The organism is Methylobacterium sp. 190mf (assembly GCF_900107945.1).
Lineage (GTDB): Bacteria > Pseudomonadota > Alphaproteobacteria > Rhizobiales > Beijerinckiaceae > Methylobacterium.
Map to the genome: position 1 here is coordinate 248,514 of NZ_FNVI01000003.1, position 21,831 is coordinate 270,344.

The 21,831-nt window shown below is 70.4% G+C and carries 17 protein-coding genes; 8 read left to right on the forward strand and 9 right to left on the reverse strand.

The window, feature by feature from the left end; genetic code table 11:
- Positions 1-18: 18 nt before the first annotated feature.
- The gene (locus C4T42_RS05345) at positions 19-1,329 is read right to left on the reverse strand and encodes an extracellular solute-binding protein (protein ID WP_020091915.1); all 1,311 of its coding nucleotides are present in this window, start codon (positions 1,327-1,329) and stop codon (positions 19-21) included.
- A gap of 73 nt (positions 1,330-1,402) precedes the next feature.
- Positions 1,403-2,464 (reverse strand): sn-glycerol-3-phosphate ABC transporter ATP-binding protein UgpC, encoded by a 1,062-nt coding sequence (gene ugpC, locus C4T42_RS05350; protein WP_020091914.1) that lies wholly within the window; start codon positions 2,462-2,464, stop codon positions 1,403-1,405.
- Positions 2,465-2,740: 276 nt separating this feature from the next.
- Here ugpC and C4T42_RS05355 point away from each other — a divergent pair, with 276 nt between their 5' ends.
- Genes C4T42_RS05355 through C4T42_RS05365 form a run of 3 tightly spaced genes read left to right on the forward strand, consistent with a single transcriptional unit; the run spans position 2,741 to position 5,631 of the window.
- The gene (locus tag C4T42_RS05355; RefSeq protein WP_020091913.1) at positions 2,741-3,934 is read left to right on the forward strand and encodes a fumarylacetoacetate hydrolase family protein; all 1,194 of its coding nucleotides are present in this window, start codon (positions 2,741-2,743) and stop codon (positions 3,932-3,934) included.
- A 37-nt stretch (positions 3,935-3,971) separates the two neighbouring features.
- Positions 3,972-5,339, forward strand: a complete 1,368-nt coding sequence (locus C4T42_RS05360; protein WP_244603170.1) for an FAD-binding oxidoreductase — start codon at positions 3,972-3,974, stop codon at positions 5,337-5,339.
- A 10-nt stretch (positions 5,340-5,349) separates the two neighbouring features.
- Positions 5,350-5,631, forward strand: a complete 282-nt coding sequence (locus C4T42_RS05365; RefSeq protein ID WP_020091911.1) for a DUF167 family protein — start codon at positions 5,350-5,352, stop codon at positions 5,629-5,631.
- A 176-nt stretch (positions 5,632-5,807) separates the two neighbouring features.
- Here C4T42_RS05365 and C4T42_RS05370 read toward each other — a convergent pair whose 3' ends face one another.
- The 5 genes from C4T42_RS05370 to C4T42_RS05390 are packed head-to-tail and all read right to left on the reverse strand — an operon-like array spanning position 5,808 to position 12,375.
- Entirely contained in the window at positions 5,808-6,737 is a 930-nt protein-coding gene (locus tag C4T42_RS05370; RefSeq protein ID WP_020091910.1) for a 3-keto-5-aminohexanoate cleavage protein, read from the reverse strand.
- 2 nt (positions 6,738-6,739) lie between these two features.
- Entirely contained in the window at positions 6,740-7,663 is a 924-nt protein-coding gene (locus C4T42_RS05375) for a 3-hydroxyacyl-CoA dehydrogenase (RefSeq protein ID WP_103984796.1), read from the reverse strand.
- Positions 7,660-10,218, reverse strand: a complete 2,559-nt coding sequence (locus C4T42_RS05380; RefSeq protein WP_020091908.1) for a branched-chain amino acid ABC transporter ATP-binding protein/permease — start codon at positions 10,216-10,218, stop codon at positions 7,660-7,662. Before C4T42_RS05380 ends, C4T42_RS05375 begins: the two co-directional genes overlap by 4 nt.
- Before the next feature lie 14 nt (positions 10,219-10,232).
- Positions 10,233-11,108, reverse strand: coding sequence for a branched-chain amino acid ABC transporter permease (locus C4T42_RS05385; protein ID WP_020091907.1), 876 nt, complete (start codon positions 11,106-11,108; stop codon positions 10,233-10,235).
- Positions 11,109-11,115: 7 nt separating this feature from the next.
- Positions 11,116-12,375 carry an ABC transporter substrate-binding protein gene (locus C4T42_RS05390; protein WP_020091906.1) on the reverse strand — a complete coding sequence of 420 codons (1,260 nt, stop codon included), beginning with the start codon at positions 12,373-12,375 and terminating at the stop codon, positions 11,116-11,118.
- A 119-nt stretch (positions 12,376-12,494) separates the two neighbouring features.
- Here C4T42_RS05390 and C4T42_RS05395 point away from each other — a divergent pair, with 119 nt between their 5' ends.
- From C4T42_RS05395 to C4T42_RS05415, 5 genes are all read left to right on the forward strand, one after another.
- On the forward strand, positions 12,495-13,208 hold the full coding sequence (locus C4T42_RS05395; RefSeq protein WP_020091905.1) for a GntR family transcriptional regulator: 714 nt from the start codon (positions 12,495-12,497) through the stop codon (positions 13,206-13,208).
- Between the two features lie 2 nt (positions 13,209-13,210).
- The gene (locus C4T42_RS05400; RefSeq protein WP_103984797.1) at positions 13,211-13,978 is read left to right on the forward strand and encodes an SDR family oxidoreductase; all 768 of its coding nucleotides are present in this window, start codon (positions 13,211-13,213) and stop codon (positions 13,976-13,978) included.
- A gap of 156 nt (positions 13,979-14,134) precedes the next feature.
- On the forward strand, positions 14,135-15,940 hold the full coding sequence (locus C4T42_RS05405) for an IlvD/Edd family dehydratase (RefSeq protein WP_020091903.1): 1,806 nt from the start codon (positions 14,135-14,137) through the stop codon (positions 15,938-15,940).
- A gap of 208 nt (positions 15,941-16,148) precedes the next feature.
- A complete protein-coding gene (locus C4T42_RS05410; RefSeq protein ID WP_026604747.1) occupies positions 16,149-19,136 on the forward strand; it encodes an FAD-binding and (Fe-S)-binding domain-containing protein in 2,988 nt (995 codons plus the stop codon).
- A gap of 21 nt (positions 19,137-19,157) precedes the next feature.
- On the forward strand, positions 19,158-19,838 hold the full coding sequence (locus C4T42_RS05415; RefSeq protein ID WP_020091901.1) for a GntR family transcriptional regulator: 681 nt from the start codon (positions 19,158-19,160) through the stop codon (positions 19,836-19,838).
- A gap of 31 nt (positions 19,839-19,869) precedes the next feature.
- Here the strand turns inward: C4T42_RS05415 and C4T42_RS05420 are convergent, their stop codons facing one another.
- Positions 19,870-20,799: a class I SAM-dependent methyltransferase gene (locus C4T42_RS05420; RefSeq protein WP_020091900.1), complete on the reverse strand. Its 930-nt coding sequence runs from the start codon at positions 20,797-20,799 to the stop codon at positions 19,870-19,872.
- A gap of 185 nt (positions 20,800-20,984) precedes the next feature.
- Positions 20,985-21,638, reverse strand: coding sequence for a GntR family transcriptional regulator (locus tag C4T42_RS05425; RefSeq protein WP_020091899.1), 654 nt, complete (start codon positions 21,636-21,638; stop codon positions 20,985-20,987).
- Positions 21,639-21,831: the final 193 nt, after the last annotated feature.

Below are 21,831 nucleotides of genomic sequence, written 5' to 3' on the forward strand. Positions count from 1 at the left end.
CGCCTCCGGCGGGTGCGGTCAGGTGTTCCGGAAGATGCGGGTGGCGGCGCGCTCGGCGTTCTTGATGGCGCCCTTCACGTCCTCGCGGCCGGTGCAGTGACTGGCGAACATGTCGACGATCACGAAGTCGGCCAGCACCGCGGCGATCCGCTCGCTCACCGGCGCGAGGCCGCCCGCCGCCAGGGAGCGCCGTCCCGCCTCGGCGAAGACCGCGTTCTTCGGGTCGCTCGTCCAGATCGGGTTCTTCGGATAGTTCGACAGCGGCTCGCAGAGGTAGCCCTGGGCCGCCTCCAGCCAGGGATTGTAGTTCGCCGCCTCCATCATGAAGGCGATGAAGGCCTTACAGGCGTTCGGCGCCTTGGAGTACTTGAAGGCCAGGATCGGGAAGGCGAGCTGGAACTCGGTGGGCTTGCCGACCGGGCCGATCGGCCAGACCGCGTGGTCCATGTCTTCGGCGAGCTTCGGGTTGTCCTTCTTGGCCGCCGCGTAGATCGAGATGCCGTTGTTGGTCAGGTACAGGTCGCCGGCCAGGAACGCCTTGTTGTTCGACGAGTCGTTCCACGACACCGTGCCGGGCACGAAGGTCTCGTACAGGGACTTGACGTATTCGAGCGCCTTGGCGGTCTCGGGCGAGTTGATGACGATCTTCTCGTTGGCGTCGACGAGGTTGCCGCCGTGCGACCAGAGCGCCCAGTGGCACCACGTGTTGCCGTCGCCGGTCGCATGGCCGAGGGCGAAGCCGGCGGGCGTGTTGTTCTTCTTCAAGCCGCGGCAGAGTTCGAGGAAGCCCGCCGTGTCGGTGGGGAACTTGTCGAACCCGGCCTTCTTCATCGCCGAGATGCGGTAGTTCGGATAGCCGCCGTTGAACGCCACGGGGATCGCGATCCACTTGCCCTTGACCTTGCCGTAGGCCTCGGCCGACGGGAACCAGGGGCCGTACTTCTTGCCGAGGGATTCCGCCACGTCCTCGAGCGGCAGGCACTTGTCGGGGAAGAGCGCCGGGAACGAGAACAGACCCCAGACCATGTCGGGCCCTTGGCCCGTGTTGGCGGCGACGGACGCCTTGGGCTGGATGTCGTCGAACGACTCGTTGGTCACCGTGACCTTGACGCCCGTCGCCTTGGTGAAGGCGTCGACGAGCTTCATGAAGGCCTCGTCCTCGGCCGGCACGAAGCGCTTCCAGCGCAGGAGCGACAGGCTCGCCCCCGGCTCGGGCTTCCACTCCGCGTTCTGCGCCCAGGCCTTGGCGAAGCCGAGGAGGTCGCCGCCGGCGGCGAGGCCTGTCGCTGCGGCGCCCGCGAGGAGGGACCGGCGATCGAGAACGGACATCGTTTCTTCTCCCTCGGTGATCGTGATCCTGGAGGCGCCGCGCGCCTCGAATCCGCGTCGGATCCGACGCGGGTCAGTTCGGCAGGCGACGGCCGGTCTCGGCGTCGAAGAAGTGCACGCGGTTCGGCCGCAGGGAGATCGTCTCGCCCGGCCGCTCGCGCACGCGCTCGCGCAGCACGCAGGTGAGGTCCTGGCCCCCGGCCCGCACCGCCAGCATGGTCTCGGAGCCGGTCGGCTCCACGACGACGACCTCCGCGGCGATCCCCTCGGGCGCGAGGTCGAAATGCTCGGGGCGGACGCCCAGGATGAGCGGCCGACCGTCGACCCCAGAGGGCGCGTCGGCGAGCGGGATCGACAGGCCGGTCTCGGTGGTGAAGGTCAGACGCCCGTTCGCCCGGACCTTGCCGGGCATGAAATTCATGGCCGGCGAGCCGATGAAGCCGGCGACGAACAGGTTGTCGGGCCGGTCGTAGAGCTCGAGGGGCGGCCCGATCTGCTCCACGACCCCGTCGTGCATCACCACGATCCGGTCGGCCATGGTCATGGCCTCGATCTGGTCGTGGGTGACGTAGATCGTCGTCGTCTTCAGGCGCTGGTGCAGCTCCTTGATCTCGGTGCGCATCGCCACGCGGAGCTTGGCGTCGAGGTTGGACAGCGGCTCGTCGAACAGGAAGACCTGCGGGTCGCGCACGATCGCCCGGCCCATGGCGACGCGCTGGCGCTGGCCGCCCGAGAGCTGGCGCGGGTAGCGGTCCAGCAGGGGAGCCAGCCCGAGGATCTGGGCGGCCTTGTTGACCCGGAGATCGATCTCGGAGGCCGGCGCCTTCCGGATCCGCATCGAGAACGCCATGTTCTCGCGGACGGTGAGATGCGGATAGAGGGCGTAGTTCTGGAACACCATGGCGATGTCCCGCTCCTTGGGCGGCACATCGTTCACCACGCGCTCGCCGATGCGGATCTCGCCGCCGGAGATGTTCTCGAGCCCGGCGATCATCCGCAGGAGCGTTGATTTCCCGCAGCCCGACGGGCCGACCAGGATCACGAATTCACCGTCCCGGATATCCACCGACACGCCGTGCAGGACATTCGTCGATCCGAAAGCCTTGCGAACCTCGCGGATTCCCACCGAGGCCATGCTTCCTCCCGATCAAGGCCGCTCTGTCGGCGGCTCTAGGGCAGTAGTACAAATGAGGGTTCGCGGGAAAGCAAGCCGGCCTCCTGGCAAAGCTGCAGATAATCTTGGATCTGTCAGGCGAGCCCCCCGGCGCCCGTGACGAGCGCGGCCCGGTGAAACTTCCGGCGGGATGACGGGCGGCGCGGAATGCTATGGGATCGCGCGCCGGCCGCGGTCCCGGAACCGGGCCCGTCGCGCGCGGACATCTCGGGGTCACACATTCAGGGGCATGAGCACATGTCGTTATCGGGCCTGACCGCGCGGGAGATCCTGCCCGCCGACGGATGCCGGGGCGCCCTCGTGGGCCGGGTGTGGCGGCCGGACGTGGCCGGTCCGAGCGTCGTGGCGATCCGCGCCGACGCGGACGGTGCGGCCCGAATCGTCGACGTTACCGCCGCCTTCCCCACCGTCAGCGACCTGTGCGAGGCCCGAGACCCCGCCGCCGCCCTGCGCGGCGCCCAGGGCGAGGACCTCGGCAGCCTCGACGCGGTGCTGGCCAACACGCCGCCGGACGCGCGCGACGCCACCAAGCCCTGGCTCCTGGCCCCGGTCGACCTCCAGGCCCTGAAGGCGGCGGGCGTGACCTTCGCCACCTCGATGCTGGAGCGGGTGATCGAGGAGCGCGCACGCGGCGATCTCGCCGCCGCGGCGGCGATCCGCGCCGAGGTCGAGCGCCTGGTCGGGCACGACCTGCGCCGGTTGAAGCCCGGCTCGCCCGAGGCCATGGCCCTCAAGGAGGTGCTGGTCGCGCAGGGCGCCTGGAGCCAGTATCTGGAGGTGGGCATCGGCCCGGACGCCGAGATCTTCACCAAGGCGCAGCCGCTCTCGGCCGTCGGCTGCGGCGCGGATGCGGGCCTGCACCCGGACTCGCACTGGAACAACCCCGAGCCCGAGGTGGCGCTCGCGGTCGCCTCCGACCAGCGGATCATCGGGGCGACGCTCGCCAACGACGTGAACCTGCGCGACTTCGAGGGCCGGTCGGCGCTGCTCCTCGGGAAGGCCAAGGACAACAACGCCTCCTGCGCCGTGGGGCCGTTCCTGCGCCTGTTCGACGGGACATTCGGCCTCGACGACGTGCGCCGCACGACCGTGACCCTCGAGGTGACCGGCACGGACGGCTTCCGGCTGGAGGGCACCTCGCCGCTCTCCGAGATCAGCCGCGACCCGGAGGAGCTGGCGGAGGCGCTGATGGGGCGGACGCACGACTACCCCGACGGCGCCCTCCTCCTTCTCGGCACCATGTTCGCGCCGATCCAGGACCGGCACGGGCCGGGCCTCGGCTTCACCCACGCCGACGGCGACCGCGTCGTGGTGGCGAGCCCGGAACTCGGCAGCCTCGTCAACCGCATGCGCCGCTGCGACGCCTGCGAGCCCTGGACCTTCGGCGCCCGCGCGCTCATGCGGAACCTCGCCGCGCGCGGGATTCTGTGACAGAGCGGCCACCGGACCGAGCCCCGAGATGATGCCGATGACCGACACCGCCTTCCTCGACCGCCTCGCCGCGATCGTCGGACCGTCCGGTCTCGTCACCGGCGCGGAGCTGCGGGGACGCTCGGCTAATTGGACGCGCCCGACCGAGCCCTGCGCCGCGCTGGCGCTGGTCCGCCCGCGCAGCACGGAGGAGACCGGCGCCGTCATGGCCGCCTGCCACGCGGCGGGCGTCGCGGTGGTCCCGCGGGGCGGCGCCACCGGCCTCGTCGACGGCACGCTCTGCCAGCCCGACGAGATCACCCTGTCGACCGAGCGCATGACCGGCATCGAGCCGGTGGACCCGCTCGGCATGACGGTGGTGGTCGGCACCGGCGCGACCCTCGAGAGCGTGCAGGACGCCGCGTCCGCGGCGGGCCTGTTCTTCCCCCTCGATCTCGGGGCCCGCGGCTCGGCGACGATCGGCGGCGCGATCTCCACCAACGCGGGCGGCCTGCGGGTGCTGCGCTACGGCATGATGCGCGAGATGGTGCTCGGCCTGGAGGCGGTGCTCGCCGACGGCACGGTCGTGTCGTCGATGCGGCCGCTCATCAAGAACAATACCGGGCTCGACCTCAAGCAGCTCTTCCTCGGCACCGAGGGCACGATGGGCATCGTCACGCGGGCGGTCATCCGCCTGCGGCCGGAGCCCGCCGGCTACGCGACGGCGCTGATCGCGTGCCCCGGGGTCGACGACGGCGCGCGGGTGCTGCGGGCGGCGCAGAGCGCCTTCCAGGGGCGTGTCTCCTCGTTCGAAGGCCTGTGGCCGGACTTCTACCGGCTGATGACGGCACCCGGGCGCGCGACCCCGCCGCTGGGACCGGACTACCCGTTCTACGCGATCATCGAGGTCGAGTGCGTCCCCGAGGAATCGGACCGGTTCCTCGGCCTGCTGGAAGGGCTGATGGGAGACGGCACGATCCTCGACGCCGTGGTCGCCGCCTCGGAGGAGCAGCGCCGTGGCATGTGGCGGATCCGCGACCGCGTCGAGCACCTGAACGCCGACGCGATCGACCGGGCCTTCGACGTGAGCGTGCCGCTCGCGCGGATGGACGGCTACGTCCGCGGCGCGCTCGACCGGCTCGCGGCGATCCCGGGCTGCCGGGCGGTCGTCTACGGGCATATCGGCGACAACAACCTCCACTGGAACACCACCCGCCTCGACGCCGCCGGCAACGCGGCGATCGATGCGGCGATCTACGAGCCGCTGGCGGAGCTGAACGGCTCCGTCTCGGCGGAGCACGGGATCGGGCTCGAGAAGCGGGCCAAGCTGAAGCTGTCACGCTCGCCCGAGGAGATCGCCGTCATGCGGCTCGTGAAGCGGGCGCTCGATCCGGACAACCGGCTGAACCCGGGCAAGATCTTCTGAGGGCTCCGCCGTGGCGATCCGTCTGGCGGTGCGCCTGACGCCGCGCGGGGGGCGCGACGCCGCTGAGGGCTGGGCCCGGGACGAGAAGGGGCAGCCCTACCTGAAGGTCCGCGTCGCCGCCCCGCCGGTCGAGGGCGCGGCCAATGAGGCGCTCGTCGCGCTGATCGCCAAGGCGCTGAAGGTCAGCCGCGGCTCGGTCCGCATCGTGACCGGCGAGCAGAGCCGGCTGAAGATCCTGGAGATCGACGGCGTCGCGCAGGCGGATCTGGATCGCGTGTTCGGTTCGCCGTGAGCGCTCGCCTACGTCTTTGCGAGCGCAGCGAAGCAATCCAGTGTTGCGCGCGATCGGAGGCCTGAGGCGCGCCTGGATTGCTTCGCTGCGCTCGCAAGGACGGAAGAGCCTGAACGTCAGCCGCTCTCGGACGATGCGTCCCACCTTCCGCGACGCATCGTCCATCGACTGATCGATCAGAACGCGACCTTGTCGCCGCCCTTCAGCGCCAGCATCTCGCGCGCCTCGTCGGGCGAGGCGACCGCGAGGCCCAGCCCCTCGATGATCGCGCGCACCCGCCGGACCTGCGCGGCGTTGGTCTCGGCGAGCTTGCCCGGACCGTCCCAGAGGCTGTCCTCGAGGCCGACGCGGACGTTGCCGCCCATCGCGGCCGCCATGGCGGCGATGTTCATCTGGTTGCGGCCCGCGCCCAGCACCGACCAGCGGTACTGATCGCCGAATAGACGGTCGGCGGTGCGCTTCATGTGCATCACGTCGTCCGGATGCGCGCCGATCCCGCCCTGCAGGCCGAAGACCGTCTGGATGAACAGCGGCGCCTGCACCAGCCCGCGGTCGAAGAAGTATTTCAGGTTGTAGAGATGCGCGGTGTCGTAGCACTCGAACTCGAACTTCGTCCCGTTCGGGCCGCAGGTCGTCAGGATGTGCTCGATCTGGCCGAACGTGTTGCGGAAGATGATGTCCTTGTTGCCGAGATAGTCCCGCTCCCACTGGTGCTTCAGGTCCTTGAATCGGTCGAGCATGCCGAACAGGCCGAAATTCATCGAGCCGAGGTTCAGCGAGGCGACCTCCGGCTGGAAGGTCGCGGCCGGGCGCACACGCTCCTCGATCGACATGGTCGGCGCGCCGCCGGTGGTGATGTTCACCACGCAGTTCGTGCGCTGCTTGATCACCGGCAGGAACTTGGCGAAGGCCTCGGGTGTCTGGTCGGGCTGGCCGTTCTCCGGGTTGCGGGCGTGCAGGTGGACGATGGCGGCGCCGGCCTCGGCGGCACCGATGGCCGCGTCGGCGATCTCCTCGGGCGTCACGGGCAGGTGCGGCGACATGCTGGGCGTGTGGATCGCGCCCGTCACCGCGCAGGTGATGATGACTTTCCGCTGTGAGGCCATGCTCAGTCCTTCCGTGAAGCCTTGTGGGCGCGGAGCGCCGCCAGCCGCGCGTCGCGGCGGTTCATGCGTGCGGGCAGATCGGTCGGCGGTTGCCACTTGGCCAGGATCGCCTCGGTGGCCGGCGCCTCGTAGACCGAGGGTGGCGCCGGGTCGGCGGCGAGGCTCTTGTAGAAACCGGTGTAGCGCGCGCAGTAATCGGCGATGCCGCCGGGCGCGTTGAGCTCGATCGTCTCGAACGGACCCATGAAGCTCCAGCGCAGGCCGAGGCCGTCCGCGACGGTCTTGTCGAGGTCCTGCGGGGTGACGTAGCCCTCCGAGGCGAGGCGGAACGCCTCCGCCAACAAGGCGCCCTGGAGCCGGTTCAGGATGAAGCCCTCGATCTCCTTCAACACGGTGATCGGGACCTGCCCGATCTGCTCGTAAACCTGACGGGCCCGCGCCAGTACCTCGGGCGCCGTCCACGGCGCGCCGGAGATCTCCACCAGCGGGATCAGGTGCGGCGGGTTCACCGGATGGCCGACGAGGCACCGGGCCCGACCGGGCAGATCCTCGGTGAACAGGGAGCAGCGGATCGCCGAGGAGGACGAGGCGATGACGGCCTCCCGCGGCGTCGCGGCGTCGAGGTCCGCGAAGAGGCTCCGCTTCACCTCCAGCCGCTCCGGTCCGTTCTCCTGCACGAAGGCGACGCCGTCGAGGGCGGCCGCGAGCGTGCCGGCCGCGCGGATGCGCGCCGCGGCACCCGCGGGATCCGCGCAGAGGTCATTCGCCGCCAGGGTCCGCAGCCCCTCGGCGCAGAGCGGGATCGCGGCCTCGGCGACGCCCGCCGCGGGATCGAACAGGCGCACGTCCCAGCCGGCACGGGCGAAGATCATCGCCCAGGCCCGGCCGATCAGGCCGGCGCCGACGATCGCGACGCTCTCGGTCATAGCCACAGCACCTTCCGCCTCAACTCCTGATCCTCGCGCAGGAGACGCGACTCGCCCGTCCACTGCACGCTGCCGCGCTCCAGGGCGACGGTGCGGTCGGACAGCGCCAGGGCGAGGTCGAGGTGGTGGTCCACCAGGATGATCGCGATCTCCCGGCGGAGCCGGTCGAAGGCCTCGAACAGCTCTTCCGTCACGGCCGGCGACAGGCCCTCGAAGGGCTCGTCGAGGAGGAGGAGCCGCGTGTCCCCCGAGAGGGCGCGGGCCACCGCCACCATCTGCTGCTCGCCGCCGGACAGGCGGGCCGCGTCGACGGTCCAGCGCTCCTTCAGGCGAGGGAAGAACTCGAGGACCTTCTCCTCGTCCCAGTGGATGCCGGCGCCGGTGAGCCGCCGCAGCCGGCCGAGGCCCAGATTCTCCGCGACGGTCATGCCGGCGAACAGCGCCCGCCCCTGCGGGACGTAGCCGATCCCGAGCCGGGCGATCCGGTCGGGCGACAGGCCGGCGATGTCCTTGCCGGCGAGGACGATCCGGCCGGCGGCCGGCGGCGCGGTGCCGATCAGGGTCTTGAGCAGTGTCGACTTGCCGGCCCCGTTGCGTCCGAGGAGCGCCACGACCTCGCCCCGGCGCACCGCCAGGTTCACCCCGTTCAGGATGTGCGATTTGCCGTAGAAGGTGTCGACGCCCTCCATGGCGAGCAGCGTCTCGGCCTCGGCGGCGCTGGCGCGCGGCTTCGCGGCGATCGCCGCCGTGCCCGAGCCGAGATAGACCGCCTGCACCCGATCGTCGTCCCGGGCGTCCGCGACCGAGCCGTCGACCAGCACGGCGCCGTCGGCCATCACGGTGACGCGGTCGGCGAGGCGGAAGACGCGGTCGATGTCGTGCTCGACGAGGAGCACCGGGATGTCGGCCGAGAGCGCCTTGATCAGGTCGCCGACCCGCTCGCGCTCGGCCGCCGCGAGCCCGGCGAGGGGCTCGTCGAGCAGCAGCACGCGCGGCCGCGTGGCCAGGGCCAGCCCCATGTCGAGCAGCCGCTGGCCGCCGTAGGACAGGCTGCCGGCCTCGGCCCGCTCGATGCCGGACAGGCCGGTCCAGCGCAGCAGCTCGGCGGTGTCGTCGGCGATCTCGCGGACGGCCAGCGCGTCCCGCCAGGGACTGAAATGCGCGGCGTGCCGGGCCTGCACCGCGAGGCGAACGTTCTCCTCCACGGAGAGGCCCGGGAACAGGTTGGTGATCTGGAACGAGCGGCCGATCCCGGCGCGGGTGATGGCGTGCGGCTCCAAGCCGGCAATCTCGCTTCCGTCGAGTCGGATGCTGCCGCCGCTCGGGCGGAACATCCCGGACAGCAGGTTGAAGGCGGTGGTCTTGCCGGCGCCGTTCGGTCCGATCAGGGCGTGGAGCGTCCGGTCGGCCACCGCGAAGGACACGCCGCGCACCGCCTTCACGGGCCCGAAGCTCTTCCGGATCTCGTCGGCGACCAGCACCGGGCCGTCGCCGCGCCCCTCCGCGATGAAGCGGGCCGGGACGCGGCCCGAGGCGCCGGCACGGCGGGCCGACATGGCCGCGCCCTCGGTCGGGACGCGCCGGAACGGCTTGAGCAGCCGCGCCGCGATGCCGACGAGGCCGTCCGGCGAGAACACGATGAAGGCGACGAACAGCAGGCCGAAATACAGCAGCCAATCGGCGGTGTAGATCGACAGGAACTCGCGGAAGAGGATGTAGAACAGCGCCCCGAGCGCCGGCCCGAGGAACGAGCGCATCCCGCCGATCACCACCATGGCGAGCAGCTCTCCCGAGAAGGCGATGGAGATCGGGTCGGCCGAGGTGAAGCGGTGGCTGTAGGCCGCGAGCGCCCCCGCCAGCCCGGTGATCGTCGCCGAGATCACGAAGGCCGCGAGCTTGTAGCGGTTGGTGGCGTAGCCGAGGAATCCCGCGCGCTGCTCGTTCTCGCGGATCGCCACCAGGACGGTGCCCATGGGCGAGCGCCGGAAGCGCCACAGGGCGATCAGGACCGCGAAGGCGATACCGGACACCGCGGCGTAGTAGGCGCCGGGCTCCTGCAGCGCCGCCCAGCGGTGCAGGTTTCCGATGCCGTTCTCGCCACCGGTGAGGTCGGTCCAGCGGAACGCGATGGCGTAGAGCATCGCCGTGAACGCGAGGGTCAGGAGCGAGAAGTAGACGCCCCGCCGCCGGAGGATCAGGCCGCCGGCGGCGAGGGCCGCGAGCCCGGTGATCGCCAGGGCGCCGAGGAGCGGCAGGGCCATGTCGCCGGGGAAGAGGCGCATCTGGAGGATCGCCACCGCGTAGGCGCCGATCCCGAACCACGCCCCGTGGCCGAACGACGTGAGCCCGGTCCAGCCGACCAGGATGTTGAGGCCGAGCACCGCCAGGGCGAAGATCACCACGTCGGTGGCGGTGATCAGCGTCAGGCCGATCGCGTCGAGGGCGAAGGGCAGGACGATCAGGGCGGCGAGCGCCGCCCAGAGCTGGCGGCTCTCGCGCAGGATTAGGCCGCGCTGCGGCAGGGCGAGCGGCAGCGGCTCGGCGGTTCCGGACATGGGACGCTCTCCGCTCACTCGAACCGGGCGATGTGCTCGCCGAACAGGCCGCGCGGGCGCAGCAGCAGGACGAGCACCATGAGGGCGTAGACGGCGGCCTCGGTGGCCGGCGGGTAGGCGTAGGCGGTGAGGCCCCGGACCACGCCGACGATCAGCGCGGCGAGCACCACGCCCCAGAAGGAGCCGAGACCGCCGATCACCACGACCACGAAGGCGAAGGTCAGGATCTCGGCGCCCATGGCGGGCTGCACGCCCGTGACCGGCGCCATCATGGTCCCGGCGAGCGCCGCGAGCCCGACCGCGATCGTCACCACGGCGGTCATGTAGGGCCGGAGCGAGATGCCGAGCGCCGCGACCATGTCGGGGTTCTGCACGCCGGCCCGGACCACCCGCCCGAAGCTGGTGCGGGTCAGGAGCAGCCACAGGCCGGTGACGCAGGCGAGGGCCACGACGAGGATCGAGAGCCGGTAGCGCGAGTAGATCAGGTCGCCGATGAAGATCTGTCCGCGCAGCCAGCTCGGGATCCCGAACGGCACCGGCGCCGCCCCGAAGGCCATGCGCAGCGCCTGCTCCGCCACCATCGCGAGCCCGAAGGTGAGGAGCAGGCCGAGCGTCGGGTCGCCGCGGTAGAAGCGCCGGAGCAGGAACCGCTCGATCAGGAGGCCGAGCACCGCCACCGCGAGCGGCGAGGCGATGAGGGCGCCGCCGAAGCCGATGGTCGGCGTCAGCAGCACGGTCATGTAGGCGCCGATCGCGTAGAAGGCGCCGTGGGCAAGGTTCACGATCCCGCCGAGGCTGAAGATCAGCGACAGGCCCAGCGCGATCAGCAGGTATTGGACGCCAATCAGCAGGCCGTTGAGCACCTGCTCCAGGATGAAGACGAGCTGCATGGACGCCTCACGCCGGGAAGGTGCAGGCGTTCTCGTCGCGGGTCGTGGCGAGCACTTCCAGGCTCTCGCCGGGACCGGGCAGCGGGCCGGTCGAGGTGAAGATGTCGTAGGGGTTCTTGACCTGGTCCGCCGGCAGGGCGGTGATCGCGAACATCTCCTGCATCAGCTCGTGGTCCCAGGGGCGGAAATAGCCCTCGCGGACCTTGGCGATGTCGAACTTCGCGCCCGATTCCAGGTGCTCCACGACCTTGATCGACTCGGTCGATTTGAGCTCGTTCATCGATTGCGCGACGATCTTCATCGCCGTGTAGTCGCCCCAGCCCTGGTTCTCAGGCGGCTTCTTGTACTTGGCCTTGAAGGCGGCGACGAACTTCTTCGCCGAGGGCGAGTCGATCTGGTGGTGCCAGATCACCGGCCAGGTGCCGAGGAAGTTCCCCGGCCCGGCGCCCCAGGCCAGCGCCGTGTCGAAGCCGAAGCCGGCGACCGGGAACGGCAGGCCGAACTCGCTGTACTGTTTCAGGAAGTTGGTGATCTGCGCGCCCGCGAGGTTGCAGATCACGAGGTCCGGCTTGGCCTGACGGAGCTTGAGCAGGAACGGTGAGAAGTCGGTGAGCTCGGTCGGGATCAGATCCTCGCCGACGAGGGTGGCGTCGTTGGCGGCGAAGTACTTCTTGGCCTGCTTCAGGAGATCGTGGCCGAAGGCGTAGTCGGCGGTGAGCGCGTAGACCTTGCGCCCCTTGATCAGGCCCCGGTCGAGCAGTGCTCGGCCGCAGGCCCGCACCATCATGGTGTTCTGCGATTCGACGTGGAACATGAACCGCTTGCAGTCGGAGCCGCGCAGCGCGTCCGAGTTGGCGCCGGTGTTGATGAACAGGATCTTCTCGCGCTGGGCGACCTGGCTGATCGCCAGCGCGGAGGCCGAGTTGATCTCGCCGACGAGGCACGCCACGCGGTCGCGCTGGACCATGCGCTCGGCCTTGGCCGAGGCGGTCTGCGGGTTGACGCTGTCCTCCGACAGGAGCTCGACCTTCCGGCCCGCGATGCCGCCGGCGGCGTTGATCTCCTCCACCGCGAGCTGGGCCGCCTGCACGGCGAACTCGCCGAGCGGCCCGAGGAAGCCGGTCCGCGGCGTGAGGTGACCGATCCGGATCACCTCGGACTGCCCCTGGGAGAGCGCCGGGCTCGCGAGGGCCGGCGCGAGGAGCGCCGCGCCGCCGGCGCGCAGGAGGCTGCGGCGAGAAAGGGAATCCCCGTACCGGTCCGTCATCGTTCCGCTCCCGTGCGTGTCCTCCAGCCGGGTTGTTGTGGCGGGCTCTGACGGCCCTCACCCGAACTGTGATCACAGATCACTAGCGCGATAGTGTCGGATCCGTCTAGTGTCGGCATATGAATTCCACTTCGGCGCTGGCCGACCTGCCCCAGCTCGAGCGGCGGACCCTGTCCGACACCGTCTACGAGGCCCTGTCGGACCTGCTCGCCTCGGGGCGGCTGGCGCCGGGCGACCGGTTGTCCCTTCGGCAGAGCGCCGCGGCCCTCGGCGTCTCGGTCATGCCGGTGCGCGAGGCGGTGAGCCGGCTCGCGGCGGACGGCGTGCTGGAGGTGGCGCCGAATCGCGTGATCCGGGTGCCGGTCATGGGCGCGGCCGCGTTCCGGGCCCTGGTCGAGACCCGCATCGCGGTCGAGGGCATCGCGGTGGCGCGGGCGGCCGAGCGGCGGACGGCCGCCGAACTCGCGGCGATACGGAGCGCCGAGGCGGCCTTCCGGGCCGAGGCCGAGGCGGCGGAGCCCGACAGGGCGCGCGCCGTCCAGCTCAACCGCGACCTCCATTTCGCCATCTACGGCGCCTGCGGACTGGGACCCCTGCAGGAGATCATCGCGCGGCTCTGGTTGAAGGCGGGCCCGGTGATCAACCTGGATCTGCGCGCCCACCCGGAGCGCCTCCTCCAGGGCTTCGCTCTGCGCCGGCACGCCGAGGCCGTTTCGGCCATCGAGATCCGGGACGGCGCGGCAGCCGCGGCCGCGATCGCCGCCGACATCCGGGAAGCCGCGGAGTTCATCTTGACCCGCGGCGGATTGCGGGACGTTCAGGGAGAGGATTGATCATGGATCTGGGGATTGCCGGCCTGCGGGTCCTGGTGACGGCGGGCGCTGCCGGAATCGGTCGCGAGATCGTCGACGCCTTCCTGGACGAAGGCGCGCGCGTCTTCGCCTGCGATATCGACATAGACGCCTTGGCCGCGCTGCCGGACACCGTCGGGCGTTGCCGGACCGACGTCGCCGACCGCGACGCGGTCGCCGCGATGATGGACCAGGCGGTCGAGTTCCTCGGCGGCCTCGACGTGCTCGTCAACAATGCCGGGATCGCCGGTCCGACCGGCCGGGTCGAGGAGATCGCCCCCGAGGAGTGGGATCGCTGCCTCACGGTCTGCCTGACCAGCCAGTTCAACTGCGCGCGGCTGGCGGTGCCGCACCTCCGCCAGAGCGCCAACGCCTCGATCGTCAACCTCTCCTCGGCCGCGGGCAAGTTCGGCTTCGCGCTGCGCAGCCCCTACGCGGCCGCCAAGTGGGGGGTGATCGGCTTCACCAAGTCCCTGGCGATCGAGCTCGGCGGCGCGGGGATCCGGGTGAACGCGATCCTCCCGGGTCTCGTCGCCGGGGATCGCCAGCGCCGGGTACTCGAATCGAAGGCCCAGCAGCAGGGCACGAGCTTCGCCGACATGGAGGCGCGGGCGTTCTCGTTCGTGTCGGTGAAGGAGTACGTCACGGCGCGGCAGCTCGCCGACCAGATCCTGCTGCTCTGCTCGCCGCGTGGCCGGACGATCTCGGGGCAGGCCATTTCCATCGATGGTGACACCCGGATGCTGTCCTGAAATTAATCCAGCGCCGGAGATGCTGCGGCGGATCAATCCTCAGAGTATTGCAAGATCGAGCTCAGGGCGCCGCGACCGCGGCCGCGACGCCCGCCGCGGTAGCGGAAGACACGAGCCGGACCGCCAGCGCCGGCCCCAGGATGCGAGGAAGCGACCATGAGCGACAAACGCCGGATCACGCCCGCCGACCTGCGCTCGAAGGCCTGGTTCGACAACCCGCACAACCCGGGCATGACCGCCCTCTACTTGGAGCGCTACCTCAATTACGGGCTGACGCCGGAGGAGCTGCGGTCGGGCAAGCCCCTGATCGGCATCGCCCAGACGGGTTCCGACCTTTCGCCCTGCAACCGCCATCACGTCGAGCTCGCCAAGCGGGTGCGGGACGGCATCACGGCGGCCGGCGGCGTCGCCTTCGAGTTTCCCTGCCACCCGATCCAGGAGACCGGGAAGCGGCCGACCGCCTCGCTCGACCGGAACCTCGCCTACCTGTCGCTGGTGGAGGTGCTGTACGGCTACCCGCTCGACGGCGTCGTGCTGCTGACCGGCTGCGACAAGACCATGCCGGCCTGTCTGATGGCGGCGGCCACCGTCAACATCCCGGCGATCTCGCTGAACGTCGGGCCGATGCTCAACGGTTACTTCCAGAAGGAGCTGACCGGGTCCGGCACGATCGTCTGGAAGACGCGCGAGCGGCATGCCGCCGGCGACATCGACTTCCAGCAGTTCATGGACATCGTCGGGTCGTCGGCACCGTCCACGGGCCACTGCAACACGATGGGCACGGCCTCGACGATGAACGCCCTCGCCGAGGCGCTCGGCCTCGCGCTGCCCGGCTCGGCGGCGATCCCGGCGCCCTACCGCGAGCGCGGCCAGGCGGCCTACGCCACCGGCCAGCGGATCGTCGAGATGGTCTGGGAAGACCTCAAGCCCTCTGACATCCTGACCCGCGAAGCCTTCGAGAACGCGATCGTGGCCAACGCCGCGATCGGCGGTTCGACCAACGCGCCGATCCACATCAACGCCATCGCCAAGCATATCGGCGTGCCGCTGAGCTGCGACGACTGGGAACGGGTCGGGTTCGAGATCCCGCTGCTCGTGGACATGCAGCCCGCCGGCCGCTGGCTCGGCGAGGAGTATTTCCGCGCGGGCGGCCTGCCGGCGGTCTTCGCCGAGCTGATCGAGGCCGGGAAGGTCCACGAGGGTGCCCTGACCTGCAACGGCCGGACCGTCGGCGAGAACTACCGCGGGCGGCACAGCTGGAACCGCGACGTGATCCGCGCCTACGGCGAGCCGCTGATGGAGCGCGCCGGCTTCCTCAATCTCAAGGGGAGCCTGTTCGATTCCGCGATCATGAAGACCTGCGTGATCTCGGAGGAATTTGCCGCCCGCTACCTGCGCAATCCGAACGATCCGATGGCCTTCGAGGGGCGGGTGATCGTGTTCGACGGTCCCGAGGACTACCACACGCGGATCGACGACCCGGCGCTCGACATCGACGAGAACACCATCCTGATCATGCGCGGGGCCGGACCGATCGGCTATCCCGGCGCCGCCGAGGTGGTGAATATGCAGCCGCCCGGCGCCCTGATCCGGCGCGGCGTCACCTCGCTGCCCTGCATCGGCGACGGCCGGCAATCCGGCACCTCCGGCACGCCCGCCATCCTGAACGCGTCTCCCGAGGCGGCCGTGGGCGGCGGGCTGGCCCTGCTGCAGAGCGGCGACCGCATCCGCATCGATCTCAACCGCCGGAGCGCCGACATCCTGCTCCCGGCCGAGGAGATCGCGCGCCGGCGCTCGGATCTGGCGGCGCGCGGCGGATATCCCTACCCGGCGACGCAGACGCCCTGGCAGGAGATCTACCGCGATCAGGTCGACCAGCTCGACCAGGGCATGGTGCTGAAGGGCGCGGTGAAGTTCCAGAAGGTCGCGCAGGCCTCCGGGGTGCCGCGGGACAACCACTGAGGCCGTTACCAGAACCCGCCCGACGGGCGGACGCGGGGCTGCGACGGCCCGCGCGCCGGGCGAGGTTCGCGGCAGCCCGCGAGGCCCGGCGCAGTACAGGACTCCGGCCGCCCGCTGCCAGCGTGACACCGCGGCCGATTTGCGCCGCAGTGAATTTTGAATACATTTCCCCGCGGGTGGGCGCGTCCCATCTCGGGAGGGATCGATCGTGACGGAAGCGAGGGCGGATGCCCCGGCGCCGCGTGCAGCGGCGCGCCTCGAGGCCGGTTTGCCGCGCCGGCTGGCGGAGCAGCTCCAGGGTGAGGCGCGCTTCGACGCCTTCACGCGCGGACGCTACAGCACCGATGCGTCGATCTACCAGATCATGCCCGCCGGCGTGGTGCTGCCGCGCTCCGCCGCCGACATCGCCGCGACCCTGCGCATCGCCGCCGAGCACGGCGCCCCGGTAATCCTGCGTGGCGGCGGCACCTCGCAGAACGGCCAGCCGATCGGGTCCGGCCTCGTCGTCGACTGCTCGCGGTACTTCAACGGCGTCCTGGCCTACGACGCGGAGGCCGGAACGATCACCGTCGAGCCCGGCATGGTGCTGGAGCGCCTGAACACCCGAGTGAAGGCCGACGGCTGGTTCTTCCCGGTCGAGCCCTCGACGGCCACCCGCTGCACCATCGGCGGCATGGCGGGCAACAATTCCTGCGGGGCCCGCTCCCTGCGCTACGGGAAGATGAGCGACAACGTCCTCGCGATCGAGGCGCTGCTCCACGACGGCGAGGCCTTCGGCTTCGGCCCGACCGGAAACGCGCATCCGGGCGTGAACGGGTCGGATCGGGCCGCGGCGCTCGCCGCGCGGATGCGCGGCCTTGCCGAGGACCACCGCGCCGAGATCGAGGCGCACTACCCGAAGGTTCAGCGCCGCGTGGGCGGCTACAACCTCGATTCGCTGATCGAGGCCCAGCCGAACCTCGCGCACCTGCTCGTCGGGTCCGAGGGCACGCTGGCCGCGACCACCGCGGTGACGCTGAAGCTCTCGCGCCTGCCGACACACCGCGTGATGGGCGTGTGCCACTTCCCGTCCTTCCGGGCGGCCATGCAGACGACGCGGCACATCGTCGGCTTGGACCCGGTGGCGGTCGAGCTGGTCGACAACAACGTCCTCGTGCTCGGCGCCGATATCCCGCTGTTCCGCACGACGCTCGCCGACATCACCAAGGGCAAGCCGAACTGCCTTCTGCTGACGGAGTTCGCCGGCGACGACCTCGCGTCGCTCCGGCGCGACCTGAAGCGCCTCGACGCCTGCATGGCCGATCACGGCTTCCCAGACGCCGTCGTGGAGGTCGTCGAGCCCGCGCGCCAGAAATCCGTCTGGGAGGTGCGCGAGGCCTGCCTCAACATCATGATGTCGATGAAGGGCGACGCGAAGCCAGTCTCGTTCATCGAGGATTGCGCCGTCCCGCTGGAGCACCTCGCCGACTACACCGACGCGGTGACAGAGGTCTTCACCAAGAACGGCACCCGCGGCACGTGGTATGCCCACGCCTCTGTCGGCTGCCTGCATGTCCGCCCGATCCTCGACATGAAGGAGGCCGGTGACGTCCGGCGGATGCGGGCGATCGCGGAGGAGACCTCCGAGCTGGTGCGCCGCTACAAGGGCTCGTATTCCGGCGAGCACGGCGACGGCCTGTCGCGCTCGGAATTCGTCGAGCCGCTGTTCGGCGCGACGCTCACCCGCGCCTTCGAGACCGTGAAGGACACGTTCGACCCGGACAACCGGCTCAACCCCGGCAAGATCGTGCGGGCGCCGAAGTTCGACGATCGCAGCCTGTTCCGCTTCAAACCGGACTACGCCGTTTCGGCGCCGATGAAGACCGCCCTCGACTGGTCGGACTGGGGCGGCTTCGGCTCCGCCGTCGAGATGTGCAACAACAACGGCACCTGCCGGAAGCTCGTCGGCGGCGCCATGTGCCCCTCCTTCCGGGCAACCCGGGAGGAGCAGCACCTGACCCGGGGCCGGGCCAATTCCCTGCGGCTCGCCATCTCGGGCCAACTCGGCAAGGACGCCTTCACCAGCCCGGAGATGAAGCGCACCCTCGATCTCTGCGTCTCCTGCAAGGCCTGCCGCCGCGAGTGCCCGACCGGCGTCGACATGGCCAAGATGAAGATCGAGTTCCTGCACCATTACCACGCCCGCCACGGGCTGCCCCTGCGGGAGCGCCTCATCGCGACGATGCCGCTCTACGCCGGGGCCGCCGCGCGGCTGGCGCCGCTCCTCAACCTGCGGGACCGGTACCCGGCCCTCGCCGCCCTCTCGGAGCGCGTCGCCGGCCTCTCGGCCAAGCGCTCGCTGCCGCGCTGGCGCCGGCCCTGGAGCGAGCAGGGCGAGCCCGCCCACGCGCAGGACGTCGCGGGCGATTTCCGCGATGTGATCCTGTTCGGCGACACCTTCAACCGGGCCTTCGAGCGGGAGAACCTCGAGGCGGCCGAGCGGGTGCTTCAGGCGGCCGGCTACCGGCTGCACCGGGTCTACCCGTCCCGCGGCCGGCGCCCCCTCTGCTGCGGCCGGACCTGGCTCTCCGCCGGCCAGACCGACCGGGCGCGCCAGGAGGCGCGCCGCACCCTCGACGCGCTGCTGCCGTTCCTGCGCGCGGGGGCACGGGTCGTCGGCCTGGAGCCGTCCTGCCTGCTCACCTTCCGGGACGAGTTCGCGGCGCTCCTGCCCGGCGAAGAGGCCGCGCTGCTGGCCAAGCAGTCGTTCCTGTTCGAGGAGCTTCTGGCCGCCGACCTGACGGCCGGACGCATCGCGCTGCCGTTCGCCGATCAGGGCGGCCGGGTCGCGCACCTGCACGGCCACTGCCATCAGAAATCCTTCGGCGTCATGGGCTCGGTCGAGACGGTGCTCCGGGCGGTGCCGGGGCTCGACCTGCGGGTCATCGAGTCGAGCTGCTGCGGGATGGCGGGTGCCTTCGGCTACCGGCCGGAATCGATCGAGACGTCCTTCGCCATGGCGGAGCTGTCGCTGTTCCCGGCGCTACGCGCCGCAGGGCCCGACGACCTCGTGGTGGCCGACGGGACGAGCTGCCGTCACCAGATCCACGACGGGCTGGGTCTCCAGGCGGAACATGTGGCCCGCGTGCTGGATCGGGCCCTCGTGCCTCGACACTCCATTGCCGGGCACCTACACATAGACCACAGGTCGCACTGACCTGACGTGTGTCGGGGGACCATGAATAAAATCGAGCCCGGGATCGGCATCAGCCGCCGCTACCTCCACGACGAGGTCGCCGAGCGCATGCGCGAACTGATCCGGTCCGGTGAGATGGAGCCGAAGGCGCGGATCAACGAGAGCGAGCTGACCGAGCGCTTCGGGATCTCGCGGACGCCGCTCCGCGAGGCGATCAAGATCCTGGCGACGGAGGGGTTGCTCGAACTGCTCCCGAATCGCGGGGCGCGCGTCGCCAGCATCTCGGACGGCGAACTCGAGGAGATGATGGAGGTGATCGCCGGCCTCGAGGCGACGGCCGGTGACCTCGCCTGCCGCACGATCACCGACGCCGACATCGACGCCCTGGTGGTCGACCACGACGCGATGGTCGAGGCCTGGAAATCGGGCGACGAGGCCGGTTACTTCAGCCACAACCGGCGCATCCACGAGGGGATCATGGCGGCGAGCCGCAACACGATCCTCGCCAACATCTACGAGAGCCTGTCCGGCCGGATCCAGCGCTCGCGCTACTCCGCCCACCAGACACCCGAGCAGTGGGCCCGCGCCGTCTCCGAGCACGAGCGCATGATCGCGCTGCTGCGCGCCCGGGACGGCGCGGCGCTGGCCGTCCTGATGCGCGAGCATATCCGCGGGAAGAAGTCGGTGATCGCCGCCAATTACGGTGCGGCCGAGACCGCCTGAGCGCCTCGACCACGGTAGACCACGCCCGCGATCAGCCGGGCGTCCCGGTCATCTCGAACCAGAACGACGCGCCCGGCGTGCGGGAATCGTTCGCGTAGAGGAACGGGATGTCGGGGCCGGTGCCGCGGGCGGCGAAGACCGTCTTGACCCGAGCGCTCATCGCCGGGTCCTGGCAGATATACATCACCGGCACGGTCACCCGGAACGGCGGCGCGCCGCACAGCAGCATCGCCGCCAGAAGGTACTGCTCGTTGTACAATCGGCAGTTCCAGGCGGACGGGTAGTCGTCCGGGATGAAGATGTCGTGGATCTGCACGATCACGCCGGGTGCGAGGCGCGGCATCACCTCGAAGAAGAACACCGTCACATCCGAATTCGCGAAGGAGCGGTGCGAACCGTCGAAGAAGAGGATGTCGCCCGCCTTCAGTTCCTCGAAGATCTTCAGGTCGCAGGATTCCAGCGGGCTGCGCACGGTCCAGTTGCAGAGCGCGTCGATCTCGCGGCGGGGCATCGGATCGATCGAGGTGATCCGCGTCGGAAGGTTCAGGGTGTCGATCGCGTGCCGCGCGAAGCAGGTCGAGCAGCCCGAGCCGATCTCGAAGAACCGAGACGGGCGCTTCCAGGCCAGCATGGTCATCAGCGCGGCGCCGTCGAGGGCGGTGAACCACGTGTTGTTCCAGTGGGGCGTCGCCCCACCGGTCACGGGCGCATCATGCGGGACGCTGTGCAGCAGGTCCGCCCGCGCCTCGAGTTCCGTGAGGAAGCTGTCGTAGGCCGCGTGCGACCGGGCGAGCACCGCCTTGAGCTGGCCGTGCGGCGCCCGGCCCGGCGACCAGCGCGCGGACGGCACGACGGGGTAGTAATCGTGGACCGTGTGGCTCCAGCGGAACGCTTCCCGGCTGGCCCGGAAGATATCCACCCCCGCGCGACGGCCCGCGCTCCTGACGACGTCCTTCAGCATGATCGATCCCCGGCTCCGGATCGACAATGCCGGGACTGCAACTTATGGTCGAGTCAGGCGGAACACCTACGCAGTCCGACCTGCCGGCAGGGTTCGGGCGTGATGAAGGGACGATCCCCGGGCCGGGCCCGGATTCGGACAGGCCGCCGACACAATTTTATCGCGGGCGACGCGCCCCCCGCCGCTCAGGCAGCGCTCGGCGCCCGCAGTCCGGCCACCAGATCGGTGAAGCGGTCGCCCTGGACGATCACGTGGCCGCGGAGGGCCTCCGCGGCGCCGGCCTCGTCGCCCGCGATGATCGCGGCGACGATCGCCTCGTGCTCGGCCAGCGATTGCGGCAGGCGCTGGCGCACGCGCAGCTGCAGCCGGCGATACGGGGCCAAGCGGCGATGGAGCGACAGCGCCTGCTCCGCCAGGAAGGCGTTCCGGCTCGCCCGGTACACCACCGTGTGGAACACGTAGTTCTCGGCGTAGTAGGCCTCGGTGTCCTCGGTGGCCAGGGCGGCGCGGCAGCCTTCCAGCGCGGCGCGCAGCGCGGCGGCGTCCTCGGGGACGAGCCGGCGCGCCGCGAGACGGCCGCAGGCCGCCTCGATCTCCGCCATCGTCTCGAACATGGCGAGCAGCAGGTGCGGCTCGGGCGCGCTGACGATCGCTCCCCGCCGGGGCTTCGTCTGCACGAGGCCGGTGACGGCGAGCTGCAGCAGCGCCTCCCGGATGGGCGTGCGCGAGACCCCGAAGCGGGCCGCGAGCTGGTTCTCGTCGAGTCGCGATCCCAAGGCGAGCTCGCCGGAGACGATCTCATCCTCGATTCGCTGCCGCAGCCGCTGCGCGTGGCTCATGCCGCCGTTCCCTCCCCCGATGAACGGGTCGCGCGCCGCCCCGCCCTTGAGGCCGGCGGATGTTCGGCACGCGCGGACATTATGCTGGAGCATTGACAAAATATACAAGGCGGTTTTCCATGCATACAACGAGGCGCCGCACTATTGCAGCGCACAAAATTACGCCGCGTTGTTTGCGGTGCGGGAGAGCTCC